The organism is Pedobacter ginsengisoli (assembly GCF_030244015.1).
Lineage (GTDB): Bacteria > Bacteroidota > Bacteroidia > Sphingobacteriales > Sphingobacteriaceae > Pedobacter > Pedobacter ginsengisoli.
The window spans coordinates 265,307-283,417 of the sequence record NZ_JASSYX010000004.1 but is presented as its reverse complement, the minus strand read 5'-3'; the positions used below and the strand labels follow the sequence as shown (position 1 = coordinate 283,417).

Below are 18,111 nucleotides of genomic sequence, written 5' to 3'. Positions count from 1 at the left end.
TATGTACGAATATATAGATGGTAGACTGACTTTTAAATGCCCTGCATATATTGTTGTGGAGGCCGGAGGTATAGGTTATCACATCAATATATCATTGAATACGTATAGTAGCCTGGGAGATGCGGAACGCTGCAAAGTGTACGTCTGGCTGCATGTAAAGGAAGATGCCCACACGCTTTATGGTTTTGCTGATGAGGGAGAGCGGAGGTTATTTCTGCACCTGATCTCGGTATCGGGCATCGGCCCGAACACTGGCCGGATGATGCTTTCATCGATCACACCTCATGAGATCCAGACGGCAATCGTGAACGCTGATCTTCCGCTCATCCAAAGGATCAAGGGAATAGGTGCGAAATCTGCTCAAAGGCTGGTGCTGGAACTACAGGATAAATTAAAAAAAGAGGGGTCGGGATCATTGATTGCAGCACCTTTGAGAAGTACAGTAAAGGAGGAGGCATTGTCTGCTTTAATTATGTTGGGCTTTGCGAAGCCGGCGTCTGAAAAAGCGATTGATGGTGCTGTGAAGTCGGGTGGTCAGGAACTGACAGTTGAACAAATGATAAAATTAGCCTTAAAACACTTATAACTTACCCTTGAAACACTTATTAACGCTAATTCTCTTTTTACTGGTCTGCCTTGGTGGGAATAAGACCTTTTCACAGGTTGTCCCGCCGGGGAACGGTAGTGATACGACAAGAAACCCCTTTAGTCTGAAGGAAAAACAGCGTCTGGGCATCAGGTCGCTGAAAAGCCCTTTTTCTCCCCTGCCTGATAACGTAAAACGTGAGGTGGAATATGATGCCGTCAACAAACGTTATGTGATCAGACAGCTGATAGGAGACAGGATGTATGCACCGCCGCAGTATCTGACTGTGGAAGAGTACCAGCGGCTGATCAGCAGTGAGATCAAAAGAGAGAACTGGCGGCAACTGTCCGACCAGGAGATCAATGATGTGAGGCGGACCGGGATCATACCGAGTTTGCAGATCAACAGCAAGGCGTTTGAACGGATATTTGGTGGTACTACTATCAATATACAGCCGAGGGGGGAAGCAGAGCTTACTTTTCTTGGCAGGATCAACCGGAATGAAAACCCGCTGTTTAATGAACGTCAGCGTGTTCAGGGAAATTTTGACTTTAACCAGCGCATCCAGATGGATGTGATCGGTAATATCGGTACAAAGCTGAAGGTGAACATGAACTACAATACGGAAGCTCAGTTTGACTTTGAGAACCAGATCAAACTGGACTATACCGGAGGCGAAGATGATATCATCAAGAAAATAGAGGCGGGTAATGTAAGTTTGCCGCTGAATACCACCCTGATCAACGGTACACAGGCGCTTTTTGGAATAAAAACACAATTGCAGTTTGGCAAACTGATGGTGAATACGGTGTTTACACAGCAAAAATCGCAGTCCAAAGAAATCCAGATCAATAATGGCGCCCAGCAGAATGAGTACCGGATCAGTGCGGATAACTATGAGGCAAACAAGCATTATTTCCTGGCGCAGTATTTCAGGGACAACTACAACAGGGCCTTGTCAAACCCGCCTACCATTACTTCTGGTGTGATCATTACTAAAATAGAGGTATGGATCACGAACAAGGCGGGCAGTACACAGGACTCAAGAGATGTACTTGGTTTTATAGATCTCGGTGAAAATAAGCCGTTTAATACTGCGCAGATCAGTGGCGCCGGTTATTCGGCATTGCCTTCAGGTTTTGATAACCCGCAGTTTCCAAAAGCTTCCAATAATTTGCTGGAGTTACTGCCACCGGATGCGAGGCAGACCAACTCGAATGCGGTCATTTCATTTTTCCAGGCCAATAAAGGAACTGATAATTTTGCCAAGCTAACATATGCGCGGAAGCTGGCAGACAGGGAGTTTACTTTCCATCCTAAACTGGGATATATTTCATTAAACAATGCACTGAACACTGATGAGGTACTGGCAGTTGCTTACCGTTATACTTATAATGGAGTGGAATACCAGGTTGGGGAGTTCTCTACTGATGTCCCTTTTGACCAGGCTTCACCAAAAGTGCTGTTTGCCAAGTTGCTGAAGAATGAAACTACGAAGGTGAACCTGCCGACATGGGACCTGATGATGAAGAACATTTATTCGATAGGAGGTTATCAGATCAGTTCACAGAACTTTAAACTGGACATCTTCAGGATAGATGAAAAAACGGGAGTAGAAAGACCTGTAATTACCGAGGGCGAGAAACTTGATGTTTTTAAAAAGCCGCTGAGGGATAAATTGTGGATCCAGGTGGTCGGGCTGGACCGCCTGAACCAGCAGGATGAAGCGAAACCTGACGGGATTTTTGATTTTGAGGCGGAAAATAAACCTTTTGGCGTCAATACAAACAGTTCGCTGGATGGATCATCCATGAACAACGGGAATATTGGCAATAATGGCTCGAATGCCAATGCACTGCTGACCAATGCGACAAATGGTTATGTGACCATTGACCCGCTCAATGGCCGGATCATTTTGCCGCTTGTGGAGCCATTTGGTAAAGATCTGGCCGACCAGTTTTTGCCGTCGGAACAGGCGTTTAAAGACAAGTATACTTATACAGCGTTGTATGATTCAACAAAAGTGATTGCCCAGCAGCTGTTCCAGAAACAGAACAGGTACATCATCAAGGGAAGCTATCAGTCGGAGATCTCTTCTGAATTTAGTTTGAATGCAATCAATGTTCCTGAAGGTTCGGTGAAGGTTTTTGCCGGTACGATTCCTTTGCAGGAGGGTACTGATTTTACTGTAGATTACCAGGGCGGGCGTGTGAAGATATTGAATACAGGTATATTGCTTTCGGGTCAGCCGGTCAGGATCTCTACAGAAAACAATGAGCTGTTTGGTCTGCAGCAGCGCTCACTGTTTGGTACCCGGCTGGACTATAAGGTCAACAATAAGCTGAACCTTGGAGGTACGTTTATGAACCTCACAGAAAAACCGCTGACCCCAAAAGTGAATGTGGGTGAAGAACCAATATCCAATACGATCTGGGGGATGGATGTGAATTATAGTTCGCCTTCGAGGTTTCTGACGAAGCTGGTGGACAAGCTGCCCCTGATCTCTACCAAGGCGCCTTCCAGCCTGACTTTTTCAGGAGAGTTCGCCCAGCTGGTTCCGGGGCACCCCAATGCGCTGAACTTCGGCGGCAAAAAAGGCGGGGTGAGTTATCTGGATGATTTTGAAGCTTCCAGGTCTGTAATAGACCTGAAAAGTGCGGTTGCCTGGCAGCTGTCCGGAACTCCGCAATTGTTTCCTGAGTCTCAGGATATTGACAAATTGAGTTATGGATACAACAGGGCACGCATCGCCTTTTATAATATTGATCCGACATTTTACAACAGGAACGCGAGTACGCTGCCTGCCAACCTGAGAAATGACCGTACGGAATTCTCTAATCATTATGTACGCGAGATCATTGAGCAGGAGGTGTTCCCTTTTAAGGAGACCAGTACCGGACAATCTATCAGCCTGCCTACGCTGGATGTTGCTTTTTACCCGACGGTAAGAGGACCTTATAACTTTACGCCCACTGGTTTTACGGCCAATGGCGCACTGACCAATCCCAAATCCAGATGGGGAGGTTTGTTCAGACGAATTGAAACCAATGATTTTGAAGCACTGAACATAGAGTTTATCGAGCTTTGGGTAATGGACCCAAACATCTACAAGCCGAACTCTGCGGGTGGTGACCTGTATTTTAATATTGGAAATATTTCTGAAGATATCCTGAAAGACGGACGCAAATCTCTCGAGAATGGCTTGCCTGCTGATGGTGATGCTTCGAAGTATGATGAAACGAGCTGGGGAAGGGTGCCTAAGCTGCAGCCGGTTGTCCAGGCATTTGACAATGATCCGAATGCAAGAAGGATCCAGGATGCGGGTTTGGATGGCTTGTCCAATCCGGATGAGCGGGCGAAGTTTGCCGCGCAGATCAACCAGATCAAAGCCCAGCTGAATCCTGATGCTGCTGCTGCACTGGACAATGACCCGGCATCTGATGATTATTCCTATTACAGGAGCAGGGAACTGGACCAGGCAAATGCCGGCCTTTTGAAACGGTATCAGAAATACAATGGCCCGGAGGGCAACTCCAAAACACCACAGCAAAGCCAGGAGGATTTTGGTGTGGATAATTCTGCTTCGACATCCCTGCCGGACGGCGAGGACATCAACAGGGACAACAACATGACCCAGAGTGATGAATATTTCCAGTACAAAGTTTCTATGCGCCCGGCTGACCTGATGGTGGGGCAAAACTTTGTGACGGATAAGGTAACCTCCCAGGTAAAGCTGGCAAATGGCTTAACGCAGCCTGTGACCTGGTACCAGATCAGGATCCCTCTGTCTCAGTACCAGCAGAAAGTTGGAAATATCCAGGATTTTAAATCTATCCGCTTTGTCAGGATGTTCATGACAAACTTCGCGGATACTACGGTATTGAGGTTTGGAAAAATCCAGCTGGTAAGGGGGGAATGGAGACAATACAATGCCAGCAATGATGCGGATAAGGTGATCGTTGATCAGTCATTGGTGCCGGTTGGTGCAGACAACTCGACGATCGAGGTAGCTACTGTGAACATTGAGGAGAACGGGAAACGTACACCTATCCCTTATGTAATTCCGCCTGGCATTGAAAGAGAGCGGGATTTTAGCAATTACCGTGGTGATACCAGGCAGAATGAACAGTCTCTGGCGGTAACGATAAGAAACCTCCGCGATGGATACGGCCGGGCGGCGTTCAAAACTTCCATAAACGATTTCAGGTCTTATAAGCATCTGGAGATGTACATTCACCTGGAGGCCCTGGGCAATACTGTGCTGAACGACAATGATGTGAATGCCTTTCTGCGTATCGGAACTGATAACCAGGATAATTATTATGAATACACGCAGCCGCTGAAGGTGACCAATCCGGGAACCAGCGATCCGTATGCCATCTGGCCCGATCAGAATAAGCTGGATATTGCGCTTGAGGTCTTTCAAAATGCCAAGCTGGCAAGAAACAAGGCTTTGCTGAACGGTCAGCCATGGCCGGTAAATATTCCATTTGATTATATAGAGAACGGCAGGACCATTACCATAAAGGGACAGCCGGACATGAGTAAGGTGCGGGTTTATATGATGGGGGTTAAGAATCCGTTGAGGAACGGAGCCAGTCCGGGCCGTGACGATGGTTTGGACAAGAATGCTGTGATCTGGTTTAACGAGCTGCGTCTTACTGAATTTGATGAACGCGGCGGCTGGGCGGCTACGGCAAGAATGAATGCGCAGCTGGCCGATTTTGCGGACGTGAACGTTTCGGGAAGTAAATCGACTATTGGTTTTGGTTCGCTGGAGAAAAGGGTGAGTGAACGGAACCGGGCGGATAATGTTTTCTTTGACATTTCATCAAGCATGGAGCTGGGTAAGTTCCTGCCAAAGAAAAGCGGGATTAAGGTACCGATGTTTGTGAGCTATTCCAGCCAGGTCAGTACGCCGCAGTATGATCCGCGCACACCGGATATAGAATTGAAAAATGCACTGGATGCGGCAACTAAAGCGGAGAAAAAAGAGATCCTGAATTACGCACAGGACTATACGACACGAAATAGCATCAATTTTACCAATGTCCGCAAGGAAAGAACGGATCCTGATAAAAAACCACAGCTCTGGGATGTGGAAAACCTGAATGCGAGTTATGCGTATACGAAGTTCGCGCACCGGGATTTCATCAACCAGAACAACATACAGGAGACTTACAGGGCCTCACTGGCTTATAATTATTCCGGGCAGTCAAAAAGCTACCAGCCTTTTAATAAGATCATTAAATCGAATATGCTGGCCCTGCTGAAGGAGTTTAATTTTAGTTTGCTGCCGAGTTCAATCAACTTCAGGATTGACGTGGGCCGTTATTATTCGGAGAATAGCCTGAGAAATAATGATCCTAACAATTCTATCCCCATCAATACGACATTCAATAAGAACTTTTTGGTGACCAGGGTTTATGGTATTTCCTGGAACCTGACCAGGTCGCTGACACTGGATTTTGATGCGACCAATTATTCCATCATTGATGAACCCGAGGGAAGGATCAACGGAACAAAGCGGGATACGCTGTGGCAGAATCTCAAAAAACTGGGACGGACCACAGATTACAGTCACAATATGAACGTGACCTACAACCTTCCGGTCAACAAAATCCCTGGCTTGGACTGGATAAATGTGGCCACTCGCTATGGCACCAACTTTAACTGGCAAACTGAACCACTCTCTACTTTGAGAAACCCTGCCATAGACCTGGGCAATACCATTCAGAACTCAAGAATCATACAGATCAATCCGAACCTGAATTTTGCAAGCCTGTACAATAAATTTGGCTTTGTGAGAAAAGCAGGGAAGGACGGTAATGGGCCAGGTTTTCTGATCGGCCTGCTGACCGGTGTTAAGAATGTTGTGGGTGCGTATACGCAAAATAAAGGAATATTCCTGCCGGGCTTTCTGCCACGGACAAGTTACTTTGGATTGGATGAAGCAACAGGGGCTCCGGGACTCGGATTTGTTTTTGGCAGTCAGCGTGACATCAGGGACATGGCCCTGAGCAAAGGCTGGATCACAGCGGACACGCTTCAGTCCCAGCTTTATATCAATACACTTAGGGAAGATCTGAGTTTTACGAGTTTGATAGAGCCACTTAAAGACCTGACGATTACCCTGACGGCAAATAAAAACAGAACGCTGAACTTTTCTACCAATTTAAGGTATGATCCGAATGCACGCGAGTTTCAGAACCAGAGCCCGTACACTCAGGGTGACTACAGCGTGTCTTTCATTACCCTCAGAACTGCTTTCTCTGAAGGTTCCGGCAATACTGTTTCAAAACTTTACAACCAGTTTATGGCCAACAGGCAAGTGATCTCCCAGCGTTTGGGAGCGCTTAACCCCAATTCATCAGGCTCCTCATCGGGATTTGCAGATGGTTATGACAAGGCATCACAGGATGTAGTTGTTTCTTCATTTTTAGCGGCTTATTCTGGAAAGAATGCTTCGTCTGTGAGCTTAAATTCATTCCCGAGGATTCCATTGCCTAACTGGCGCATGAACTACCGCGGGTTAACCCGGATTCCATTTCTTGCTGACAGGTTCAGCTCCATTGACATCAGGCATTCCTACAGGTCGGTATATAGTGTGAATGGTTTCAATTCGCTGATCAGGTATGGTGAAACGAACGGAAAAGTAAGCAGCAGGGATGTGAATGGAAATTTTCTTCCGCAATATCAATATTCACAGGTGACCATAGCAGAGCAATTTGCTCCTTTAATTGGAGTGGATACGCGGTTTAAAAATAACCTGACGGCAAATTTCGAACTCGGCAGGTCGAGGATGCTTGGACTGAGCCTGGCCAACAGTCAGCTCGCCCAGTTGTCTGAAAATAACCTGATCTTTGGGCTGGGTTACCGTACCAATAAGTTCCGGTTTCCTTTTGGTCTGTTTAAAGGGTTGAAAACAGATAACAACATGGACTTTAAACTGGATATTGCCGTGAGGGATAACAAGACAGTGATCTACAGACCGGACATTACGGAAGCGGAAATTTCATCAGGTGCGCGGAACATCACCTTCAGGCCAAGTGTTGATTATGTGCTGAACCAGCGGTTTAACATTCGTTTGTTCTACGACTCAAACATTACCAAACCCTATACTTCACAGACGTTTAATACATCTTTCAGCAATTTTGGATTTAGTTTGCGGATAACACTGAATTAGGATTGTTATACATCTGCAGATTAATTACCTTTGACCGCGAAGAGCCGGACCTGGCTTTTGCAATGAATTAACTTAAGATAATATAAACTAGGACAAATGAATTTCCCATCAGAATTAAAGTACACTAAAGACCATGAATGGCTTAAAGTAGAAGGTAATGAAGCCTTTATTGGCATTACTGATTTTGCACAGCGCGAACTGGGCGATATTGTTTATATCGATATCAATACCGTTGGCGACGAAGTAGGTAAGGATGAGGTTTTTGGGACTGTAGAAGCCGTTAAAACTGTTTCTGACCTGTTTATGCCGGTTACAGCAACCGTGCTGGAAGTGAACGCTGCTTTAAATGACAATCCTGAACTGGTGAATTCCGATCCTTACGGACAGGGGTGGATGGTAAAAGTAACCGTTTCAAATGCAGCTGACATAAATGGCCTGCTGGATGCAGATGCCTATAAAGCACTGGTAGGAGCGTAAACTGATGAACAAAATCCAAGAATTAAAATACCAGAGCTGGGCCATATTCTGGACGGTGGTTATTTTAATACTCTGTAATATAAAAATGCCTGATTCTTCCAGATCAGGCTTTTTTTTTGAAGGTTTTGACAAAATGGTGCACCTGGGGTTTTTCTATGTGCTGACGATATTTCTTTTTTATGGAAAGATCCGGCATCAGCACAATTACAGCTTTCGCTCACTGACCATATTTAAGGTCATCCTGATCGGTGCATGCCTGGGCGGGACCATAGAATTACTGCAGTGGAAAATATTTACTTACAGGTCCGCTGAATGGTGGGATTTTGGATGTGACATGCTGGGTGTTTTTATGGGCGTATTTAGTTTTGTACTTTTACATAAGTCCAACTATAATAAACCCTGATCTAAACCGATGACCCAATGAAAAGACGATTAATAGTATTGGTATTGCTGCTTTCCGCAGGCATATTGAGTGGCTGCGGTATTTTTGGTGGCGGCTGTAAATGTCCGAAAGTCAGTTATAAGAGCTATCCTTATCAGTAAGCTCCCACTTTTTCCTGACCGGATGATATTCCTTTCTTATTTGGATTTATTATAGATAAAGGCTAACTTGCAGGCCAATTCACATCATTATATACAGATGAAACTTTCGCAGCTGAGCCCCGGACAACGGGCAACCATAGTATCGTTTACAGATTTGGATATGTCCGTTAAATTAATGGAAATGGGTTGCTTGCCAGGTGAGGAGGTAGAGGTTGAGCGTTTTGCGCCAATGGGCTGTCCTATCGCTATCCGCGTTGCGGGTTATCAGCTTTGCCTGCGTAAAAGCGAGGCATCTATTATTATAATTGAACAATAACTTGGCTGGAAATATAAAAATTGCATTAGTTGGAAATCCCAATACAGGTAAGTCTACACTTTTTAACCTGTTAACGGGATTAAATCAAAAGATAGGGAATTTTCCGGGGATCACAGTTGACAAGAAACTAGGCTACTGTAAGCTGCCCGGTGGCCGGCAGGCAGAGATCACCGACCTGCCGGGAACTTATAGCCTGTATCCTAAAAGTAAGGATGAACGCATCGTACTGCAGGTTCTCGCGGATTCAAATAATCCGAGCCGTCCCGATATCGTTGTGGTAGTAGCTGATGCGACCAATCTCAGAAGGAACCTGCTCCTTTATACGCAGGTTGCAGATTTAGGCATACCCACCATCCTGGCATTGAACATGACAGACATGGCAAAAAAGGAAGGGATTGACATCAATATCCACAAGCTATCTGAAAGACTGGGTGTTCAGGTTGTCCCTATATCCGCAAGAAGCAATACTGGCATAAATCTGCTGAAGCAGGCCATTGACAATACCACCAGCATCGCAACACAGGCTGAGGGTGCGGATCTGCACCTGATGGCACCGGAGGCTATCGAAGCTGCCAGGGAACTGTTAAAAACAAACAATAACTATCTTGCCCTGCAAATGCTTCATCAGCATGAACCGCTCAATATTTTTTCAAGCGGAGAGCATGCGGCTCTTGAGCAGATAAAGAAAACACATCATTTTGAATCTTCAAAGCTGCAGGCTGCAGAAACTATAGCCCGCTATCGTTATCTGGGAACAGTGCTGAGCGGAGTAATTGAAGACACTGGTGCGGTGAGGAAATTTGTCATCAGTGACAAACTGGATGCCGTGCTGACCAACAGGTTCTGGGGTTTTCTGATCTTCATCGCTATTCTTTTTTTTGTTTTTAACTCCATCTTCTCCTGGTCAACCTATCCGATGGATATGATTGAGTATGCGTTTGTGTGGCTTACAGAATATGGCCATCAGCATTTACCGGATGGCCTGCTTACCAATTTATTGCTGGACGGCGTGCTCGCTGGTTTGGGTGGAGTCGTCATATTCATCCCTCAGATTGCTATTTTATTTGCCTTCATTTCTATTCTTGAGGATACAGGATATATGGCAAGAGTGACCTTTATGATGGATAAAGTCATGCGGAAATTTGGCATGAGCGGAAAATCCGTAGTGCCCATGATCGGGAGCCTGGCCTGTGCCGTTCCCTCGATCATGAGTGCCAGGAATATCGAAAGCTGGAAAGATAGGATTATCACCATAATGGTGGCCCCATTGGTCAGCTGTTCGGCCAGATTGCCGGTTTATACCTTGCTGATCTCCCTGGTGGTTCCCCAGAAAATGCTTTGGGGATTTATCAATTTACAGGGGCTTACCCTGATGGGGATGTATGTGATCAGTATCCTGGCTGCGGTATTTGTCGCGTTCATTATGAAGTTTATCATCAAGGCTAAGGAAAAATCCTATTTTATTATGGAGCTGCCTGTTTACCGGATGCCGCGATGGACCAATGTGCTGTATACCATGTATGAGAAGTCAAAGACTTTTGTCTTTGAAGCGGGTAAGGTGATCATTGCCATCTCTATTGTGCTGTGGGTCCTGGCAACCTATGGGCCATCGGAAAGATTTGAAGCCATAGACAAGAAATATGCTGCTATAGAAGCAAAAAAAGACAGCTCGCAAGTAAGTACACTTGAAAGGGATAAAGCTGCTGAGCGGCTTGAGAATTCGTATGCCGGTATTTTAGGCCATGTGATAGAGCCAGCCATCAGACCCCTTGGCTTTGACTGGAAAATAGGCATTGCATTAATTACTTCGTTTGCAGCCAGAGAGGCATTTGTAGGGACAATGGCCACAATTTACAGCGTTGATAATGACGGAGAAGTAGCAACCATCAGAAATAAAATGAAAGGAGCGAGGAACCCCGACACTGGTTTGCCTGTATTTACATTCGCTACTGCATTCTCTTTAATGCTGTTTTATGCATTCGCCATGCAGTGCATGAGTACCGTGGCCGTGGTATTCCGCGAGACGAAATCATGGAAATGGCCTGTCATTCAGCTTGTATATATGACAGGTATGGCTTATGTAGCCAGCCTGATTGCCTACCAGCTTTTGAAGTAATTTCCTTATCTTGGCCATTGTGGAAAAGGAGAACATCTTAGCACAATATATGCCGGCTGTAGCAGCACCGATCATAGCGCGATGGATCGATTATTTTCAATGTGAGTTTAAAATATCCAAAAACAGGGCTACTAAATTAGGAGATTACCGGCATCCTTTTAAAGGTGCCGGCCACAAGATCTCTGTAAACAACAATTTGAATTCTTACGCATTTCTGGTGACTACTGTCCATGAGTTTGCACATTTGCTGACCTGGAATGATCACAAAAATAAAGTGAAGCCCCATGGCGAAGAATGGAAGCGGAACTTTAAGCGGATGATGGTGCCATTTATGGACAAACAGATCTTTCCGGAAGACATACACAAAGCCATCGTCAGTTACCTGAACAATCCATCAGCAGCGAGCTGTACCGATCTGAAGCTGTCCAGGGCGCTGAAAAAGTATGATCTGTCTTTTGATGTCTCCAGGCTGGAGGAGCTCCCTTTAAATACTGTATTCACCATCAGGGACGGACGTAAGTTTAAAAAAGGCGAAAAGCTGCGCAAAAGGTACAGGTGCGTATGCCTTGACAATGGAAATACTTATCTGTTTAATCCGCTGGCGGAAGTTGTCTTAGCTGCGACAGGAACATAAATAGCTTCCTTTTCACTGATTTCCCATTTCAGCTGGAGCTTAGCGTCTTTAAATAGAGAAGGGTATTGTTTGATGCTGTCAATAAGTGCATCCTCCTCCTTTACCAGAAGACTGGAACTGTAACCCCCGGGGACCTTGCTTTTGAGTAACAGATATTGCCCTTCCGGAGCAGGCATGTATTGATCGAATACAGTCTCAAATTTGTTTTGCCCAGCCAGGGCGTCATTCAGCAGTGCCAGCTTTTCTGTATAATCTTCGATCTTGCCGGAGGGCTTTACATCGGTAAAAGGCTTGGTTTGAAGTGAAGAGAAGGAGACTGCCAGGCGGCGTTCCTGCCTGAAGGGTGTGTTGTTTCTCAAATAAGTTCGTTTTTCTTCGAACACAGTTTCCTGTTCTTTAGTCCGCTTAATGCTTTCTCTGACCAGCAGCAGGCTGTCTGCCTTAAAATAATACCTGGCCGATCTGTCAGTAAATCCCTGATCTCCGGTGTGTTCTATGTATAGTGCAGGTTTGCCGTTCCAGCTTAGTTTTTCCACATATAAAGAAAAGCCTTCCAGCTGATAGATCAGGCTTACCTTTTTTTCCATGTTGCTTTGCTGGGTGTCAATAGAATCAGCGTACTGTAAAATGGATTGCTCCGTTTCCGGAATCGGGGAAGATTGGTTGACAAGGTCGGCCTGAGGATGATTTGTCTGGTTATTGCAGGCATAGAATAACATGCCTGCAAAAGGCAGCAGCAGATAAGGCTTGGTTTTCATATGGATACTACTTTATACAGTTACAGCAAGACCATTATCGTGCCAACAGCTGACATCAATAGCTCAGAAGTTTGCTGATTGCTTTCGGCAGCCTGCTTTTGGCCAGAAAACTGTCTTCCAGGATTTTATTCATAGGAATGGCGGTGTCGATACTCGCGCAGCGCATGACAGGTGCATCCAGATATTCAAAACAATGTTCAGAGATCCATGCTGCGAGTTCTGCGCCAAAGCCACAGCTGAGTGTGTCTTCATGTAAGATCAGTACCCGTCCGCTTGCTTTAACTGCGTCAGACACTGCTTCCTTATCCCAGGGCTGCAAAGTTCTCAGGTCAATTAATGTAGCAGAGATTTCCGGATGTTTTTCCAAATAGGACAGTGCCCAGTGTACACCGAGCCCGTAAGTAATAATAGCTAGCTGATCCCCGGTTTTCAGCTTACCGGCCTTCCCGATTTCAAGTGTATATAACTCATCAGGAACAAGACCGGTCAGGCTTCTGTATAGATATTTGTGCTCAAAATAGATCACGGGATTCGGATCATCTATGGCCGCAATTAAAAGGCCTTTAGCATCATATGGAAATGCAGGATAAACTACTTTTAGTCCTGGCGTTTTGGTAAACCAGGCCTCGTTGCTCTGAGAATGGAAGGGGCCGGCACCGGTTCCAGCGCCTGTAGGCATCCGGATGACGACATCGGCTTTCTCAGCCCACCTGTAGTGGCTCTTTGCCAAATTGTTCACAATCTGATTGAATCCGCAGCTTACAAAGTCAGCAAACTGCATTTCTATGACGGATTTAAAACCATTGATCGACAGTCCCAGTCCCGCGCCTACAATTGCTGACTCGCAAATGGGTGTATTGCGCACTCTTGCTTTTCCAAATTCGGAAACAAATCCATCGGTGATCTTAAATGCACCGCCGTATTCCGCAATGTCCTGACCCATCAGTATCAGGTTATCATAGCGCTGCATTCCCGATCTTAGGCCATTTGTAATGGCATCGATGTACCTGATCTCTTTTGATTCCCCTTTTGCCTCCACCGGACCAGCAGCGTAGGGAAAGTACATGTCCGCCAATTCCAGAGCTGGGTCTGCTATTGGTTCTTCTTCAGCAAATGCCGCTTCCACCTCTGTCTCGATATGCAGTTTGAACTCCTTTTTGATTTGAGCGCTGACCTCATCGTTAAGGATGTGCTGTTCGTAAAGATATTGCTCAAAATTTCTTATAGGGTCTTTCTTTTCCCATTGCTCAAATAATTCCTGAGGTACATATTTGGTTCCTGAGGCTTCTTCGTGTCCACGCATTCTGAAGGTTAAACACTCCACAAGGACCGGCCTCGGATCTTTTCTGATGCTGGTGGCAATTGAATTTAACACGTCGTAAACTTCCAGGATATTATTTCCGTCGATTTGAAAGCCTTCAATACCATATCCGATAGCCTTATCTACCAGATGCGCACATTTGTACTGTTCGCTGACAGGCGTAGAGAGGCCGTAGCCATTGTTTTCAATCAGAAAAATGACCGGAAGGTTCCAAACTGAAGCTACATTTATGGCTTCATGAAAGTCACCTTCGCTAGTCGCACCTTCTCCGGTAAATACCAGAGTCGCATTTTTCCTTCCGGCGAGCAAATCTGCAAGTGCTATCCCGTCGGCTACAGCCATCTGCGGGCCCAGGTGTGAGATCATTCCAATGATCTTATGGTCCTGGCTGCCAAAATGAAACGACCGGTCCCTTCCTTTGGTGAATCCAGTAACCTTGCCCTGCCATTGGGCCATTAATTTTTTTAAAGAAACATCCCGCATAGTAAATACACCCAGGTTTCTGTGCATTGGCAGGATATATTCAGCCGGCTGCATCGCCATTGTACTTCCTATAGCAATTGCTTCCTGACCAATTCCTGAAAACCATTTGCCGATTCTGCCCTGGCGGAGTAAAATGAGCATCTTCTCTTCGACCATTCTGGGATAAAGCAACCGCCTGTAGATTTCCATAAGAAAGGCATTACTTTTATCTTTTCGGTCAAAGGTCATGTTGTCACTTTATTTTTTTGGTTCCTTATTTTTTTCTTCCCACTGCTGAGCAAAGGACTTTTCAGATACCACAGGCATGGAACGGTATTTTCCCCATTTCTTGCGGAATAGATTTTTAAGAAGAAAGTTCTTGATCTTGCCGCTGATCATGTCCATTCTGGACCGCTTCTGCATCCCGGCTTTCCATACTTTCCAGCCTATTTCTTCAGCTTTAGTGTTCTCATGCCCAGCGGCTGCATCACGTCTGTTCAACAGCAGCATTTTGTGGATGTCTATCTTCACCGGACAAACTTCCGAACATTTACCACACAGGCTCGAAGCATAGCTGAGGTGTTTGAAATCTTTCATCCCCTTTAGATGCGGGGTAATGATAGAACCTATCGGGCCGCTATATGTGGTGTTGTAGGTATGGCCCCCTATATTTTTATAAACCGGACAGGCGTTTAAACATGCGCCACACCTGATGCAGTACAAACTCTGACGCTGTTCTTTTTGCGCGAGCAGATTGGTGCGGCCGTTGTCCAGCAGAATTACATACATTTCTTCCGGGCCATCAGTCTCGTTTGCCTGTCGGGGGCCGCTTAAAATCGTGTTGTAAACAGTCAGGTTCTGACCCGTTCCATGACTCGCTAATAAGGGCCAGAAGAGGTCAAGATCAGCCATAGAAGGAATGACCTTTTCTATGCCCACAATTGCGATGTGGATTTTGGGGAAAGTTGTGCAGAGTCTGGCATTTCCTTCATTTTCGGTAAGTGCAATGCTTCCTGTATCTGCAATCAGAAAGTTCCCCCCGCTTATGCCAATATCTGCATTGAGGTATTTGTCCCTCAGGAGCTCTCTTGCTTTTTGGGTCAGTTGTTCTGGAGTGTAGTCAAGAGGAGTACCGAACTTTTCATGAAACAGTTTAGCGATCTCCTCTTTGCTCAGGTGCATCGCCGGTGTAACAATGTGATAAGGATGCTGACCCAGCAGCTGAACGATATATTCCCCCAGGTCACTCTCTAAAGACGATATGCCATTTTTTTCAAGAAACTCATTTAAATGAATTTCTTCGGTGGTCATAGATTTTGATTTAATAACAGTCTTGCCACCGCTTCGGCTGATGATGTTAAGAATTTCTCTTTGAGCTTCGGCAGTATCATTTGCCCAGATCACTTTACCGCCCCGGCGCTGAAAATTAGACTCAAATTCGGGAAGGAATTTGTCCAGGTTTTCCATTACCCGCCACTTGATCACATGGGCTTTCTTCTTGGAGTTTTCGAGGCTTTCAAATTTGGACAAACCTCTTTCTACAGCAACGTTATATTTGCCTATGTTGTGGTTGATGGTTTTACGATGGCCTAAATCGAAAGCTTTCTCATCCGCCTTTATCAAAAAATCTTCAGCAATCTTAGTCATGTTCAAACTTAGATAAAAATTTATTTCTTTACGGTACCGTCGTCATTTTTATCTACAACAGGACGTTTCAACCCATTGGCAAGCTCCCATGCAGTAAAGTATACCAGTTTCGCCCGCTTGGCCAGCATTGGAAAATCAATCTTGCTGACTTCGTCACCTGGCTGATGATAGTCCTCATGTACACCGTTAAAATAAAATATTACGGGTATGCCATGCTTGGCAAAATTATAATGGTCGGAACGGTAATAGAACCTGTTTGGATCCGTTCTGTTGTTGTACCTCTCGTCGAGTTTTATGTTCACATAATCCGAGTTGGCTTTCTTGCCAATCCTGTCCAGATCAGAACTTAGCATATCAGATCCGATGATGTAAACGAAATTATTGTCGCTTTCATGATCTTTATCTCCGCGTCCTATCATATCGATGTTCAGGTTGGTAATGGTTTTTTTCAATGGAAATATGGGATTTTCAGCATACCACTCTGAACCTAGAAGTCCCTTTTCTTCACCCGTTACCGTCATAAATAAAATGCTTCTCTTTGGGCCCTTTCCAGCCTTTTTTGCTCTGGCGAATGCCTCTGCGATCATCAGGACACCTGTGGTTCCGGAACCGTCATCATCAGCACCATTATTGATCTTGTCATCACCTTTAGCATTGGGTGTGATTCCGATATGGTCATAATGACTGGTCACTACGAGTACTTCGCTTTTAAGTTTGGGATCAGAGCCTTCCAGGAATCCCAGCACATTTTCAGCCCTTACCGCCTTTTCGATCTTATTTGCGCATACGCTCACCGCTATTTTTATTTCCTGCGTTGCAGGCTTTCCGGTATCTGCGATTTTCCTGGTCAAAGCCTCAAGATTTGTTCTTGCACCAGCAAGAATTTTATCAGCTGTGCCGGAGCTAATGGTGATAACCGGCATAGCCTGTGCTGCATTTAAGCGTTCAGCATTCTCCTTGCTCTTCATCACCAGCTGTTCGATCTGGAGATAGGCTTTCAAATTTTCAGGCATATGTGCTACTGCCGGATCGATCACCAGTACAGCCGTTGCCTTATTGTCGTTTAGGTATTTTAATTTGGCATTTAAGGCGGTTCTCTCAGACGCCGCTGTAACAGAAGCAGTACCGGGCTCAGCTGCCTTCAGCACCATGACTACCTTTCCCGCCACATTTTGTCCGTCAAAATCATTATACCCGTCTTTTTTCAGCCCATAACCGGCAAATAATACCGACGGGGTGTTGAACGTAAAGCCTTTAACTGAAACAGCCTGTGGCATAATGTAAAAATCTTTTAATGCTTCTGCGGGCTGTCCGTCTATCGTCAGTATTTGCGAGAGGGTATAGCGGACCATGTCTACCGGCTGAAAATAATCACCCTTTACAGGTCCTTTTAGCCCGATGGCTTTAAAATGATTCCTGATGTAATCCGCTGCTTTCCAGCCTCCGGGAGTTCCTGTTTCCCGGCCCTCGTATTCGTCAGAAGCCAGTACAGACAAGTGCTTATAAGCATTATCTTTAGAAATGCCCTGGCTAAATCTTATAGCGTCTTTTTTTTGTGCTATTGCAGAACAGCCAAAAAAAAGTATAAAGCTGATGTATAAAAAATGTGTCTTCATTAGCATGACATTTTATTAACCCGGTTTTGGTGCCTTCCCCCTTCAAATGGTGTATGGAGAAACGTGGTGGTCATTTCTTTTGCAAGCCCCTCCGAAACAAATCTTGCAGGAATGCACAGTACATTTGCATTATTATGCTGTCTGGCCAGGAGCGCTATTTCATTCAGCCAGCAGATCGCAGCGCGTATCTGCTGATGCTTGTTGGCAGTAATAGCCACGCCATTGGCACTGCCGCAAACCAGTATGCCGAAGGTAAACTCCGTACTTTCTACCGCTGAAGCAACCGGATGTGCGAAATCCGGATAGTCAGCAGATTCCAGTGAATAAGTCCCAAAATCTTTCACTTCATAATCTACAAGGTATGACCTGAGTATTTCTTTATACTCAAAGCCTGCGTGATCCGAGCCAATTGCAATCTTAATCTTATCTGTTGACATCTTTAAAAATAT

Annotated in this window: 13 protein-coding genes; 8 read left to right on the top strand and 5 right to left on the bottom strand. The window is 45.4% G+C overall.

All coding sequences use genetic code 11. From position 1 onward, the window contains the following. The first annotated feature begins 1 nt into the window (after position 1). The 8 genes from ruvA (at position 2) to QEP08_RS18455 (ending at position 11,858) form a co-directional block, all read left to right on the top strand. Entirely contained in the window at positions 2–586 is a 585-nt protein-coding gene (gene ruvA / locus QEP08_RS18490) for a Holliday junction branch migration protein RuvA (protein ID WP_285060129.1), read from the top strand. Positions 587–593: 7 nt separating this feature from the next. Continuing rightward, entirely contained in the window at positions 594–7,772 is a 7,179-nt protein-coding gene (gene sov, locus QEP08_RS18485) for a T9SS outer membrane translocon Sov/SprA (RefSeq protein ID WP_285060127.1), read from the top strand. A 96-nt stretch (positions 7,773–7,868) separates the two neighbouring features. Next, positions 7,869–8,249, top strand: a complete 381-nt coding sequence (gene gcvH / locus QEP08_RS18480) for a glycine cleavage system protein GcvH (RefSeq protein ID WP_285060125.1) — start codon at positions 7,869–7,871, stop codon at positions 8,247–8,249. Between the two features lie 4 nt (positions 8,250–8,253). After that, positions 8,254–8,652, top strand: coding sequence for a VanZ family protein (locus QEP08_RS18475; RefSeq protein ID WP_285060124.1), 399 nt, complete (start codon positions 8,254–8,256; stop codon positions 8,650–8,652). 17 nt (positions 8,653–8,669) lie between these two features. Then, complete coding sequence (locus QEP08_RS18470; protein ID WP_285060123.1) at positions 8,670–8,792, top strand: hypothetical protein; 123 nt, start codon at positions 8,670–8,672, stop codon at positions 8,790–8,792. A gap of 97 nt (positions 8,793–8,889) precedes the next feature. Continuing rightward, complete coding sequence (locus tag QEP08_RS18465) at positions 8,890–9,108, top strand: FeoA family protein (RefSeq protein ID WP_285060122.1); 219 nt, start codon at positions 8,890–8,892, stop codon at positions 9,106–9,108. 1 nt (position 9,109) lies between these two features. Further along, a complete protein-coding gene (feoB, locus tag QEP08_RS18460; RefSeq protein ID WP_285060120.1) occupies positions 9,110–11,224 on the top strand; it encodes a ferrous iron transport protein B in 2,115 nt (704 codons plus the stop codon). A gap of 19 nt (positions 11,225–11,243) precedes the next feature. Beyond that, positions 11,244–11,858, top strand: coding sequence for a SprT-like domain-containing protein (locus QEP08_RS18455; RefSeq protein ID WP_285060119.1), 615 nt, complete (start codon positions 11,244–11,246; stop codon positions 11,856–11,858). Here the strand turns inward: QEP08_RS18455 and QEP08_RS18450 are convergent. From QEP08_RS18450 to rpiB, 5 genes are read right to left on the bottom strand one after another with little or no spacing between them, the layout of a single operon-like run. Next, positions 11,807–12,616, bottom strand: coding sequence for a hypothetical protein (locus tag QEP08_RS18450; protein WP_285060118.1), 810 nt, complete (start codon positions 12,614–12,616; stop codon positions 11,807–11,809). The two genes, QEP08_RS18455 and QEP08_RS18450, sit on opposite strands and share 52 nt — an antisense overlap. Before the next feature lie 55 nt (positions 12,617–12,671). Continuing rightward, positions 12,672–14,609: an alpha-ketoacid dehydrogenase subunit alpha/beta gene (locus QEP08_RS18445; protein WP_285060117.1), complete on the bottom strand. Its 1,938-nt coding sequence runs from the start codon at positions 14,607–14,609 to the stop codon at positions 12,672–12,674. 48 nt (positions 14,610–14,657) lie between these two features. Then, positions 14,658–16,046, bottom strand: a complete 1,389-nt coding sequence (locus QEP08_RS18440; RefSeq protein WP_285060115.1) for a LutB/LldF family L-lactate oxidation iron-sulfur protein — start codon at positions 16,044–16,046, stop codon at positions 14,658–14,660. Between the two features lie 20 nt (positions 16,047–16,066). Beyond that, positions 16,067–17,662, bottom strand: coding sequence for a M28 family peptidase (locus QEP08_RS18435; RefSeq protein WP_285060113.1), 1,596 nt, complete (start codon positions 17,660–17,662; stop codon positions 16,067–16,069). Next, positions 17,662–18,099 (bottom strand): ribose 5-phosphate isomerase B, encoded by a 438-nt coding sequence (gene rpiB / locus QEP08_RS18430; protein WP_285060112.1) that lies wholly within the window; start codon positions 18,097–18,099, stop codon positions 17,662–17,664. Before rpiB ends, QEP08_RS18435 begins: the two co-directional genes overlap by 1 nt. Positions 18,100–18,111 lie beyond the last annotated feature (12 nt).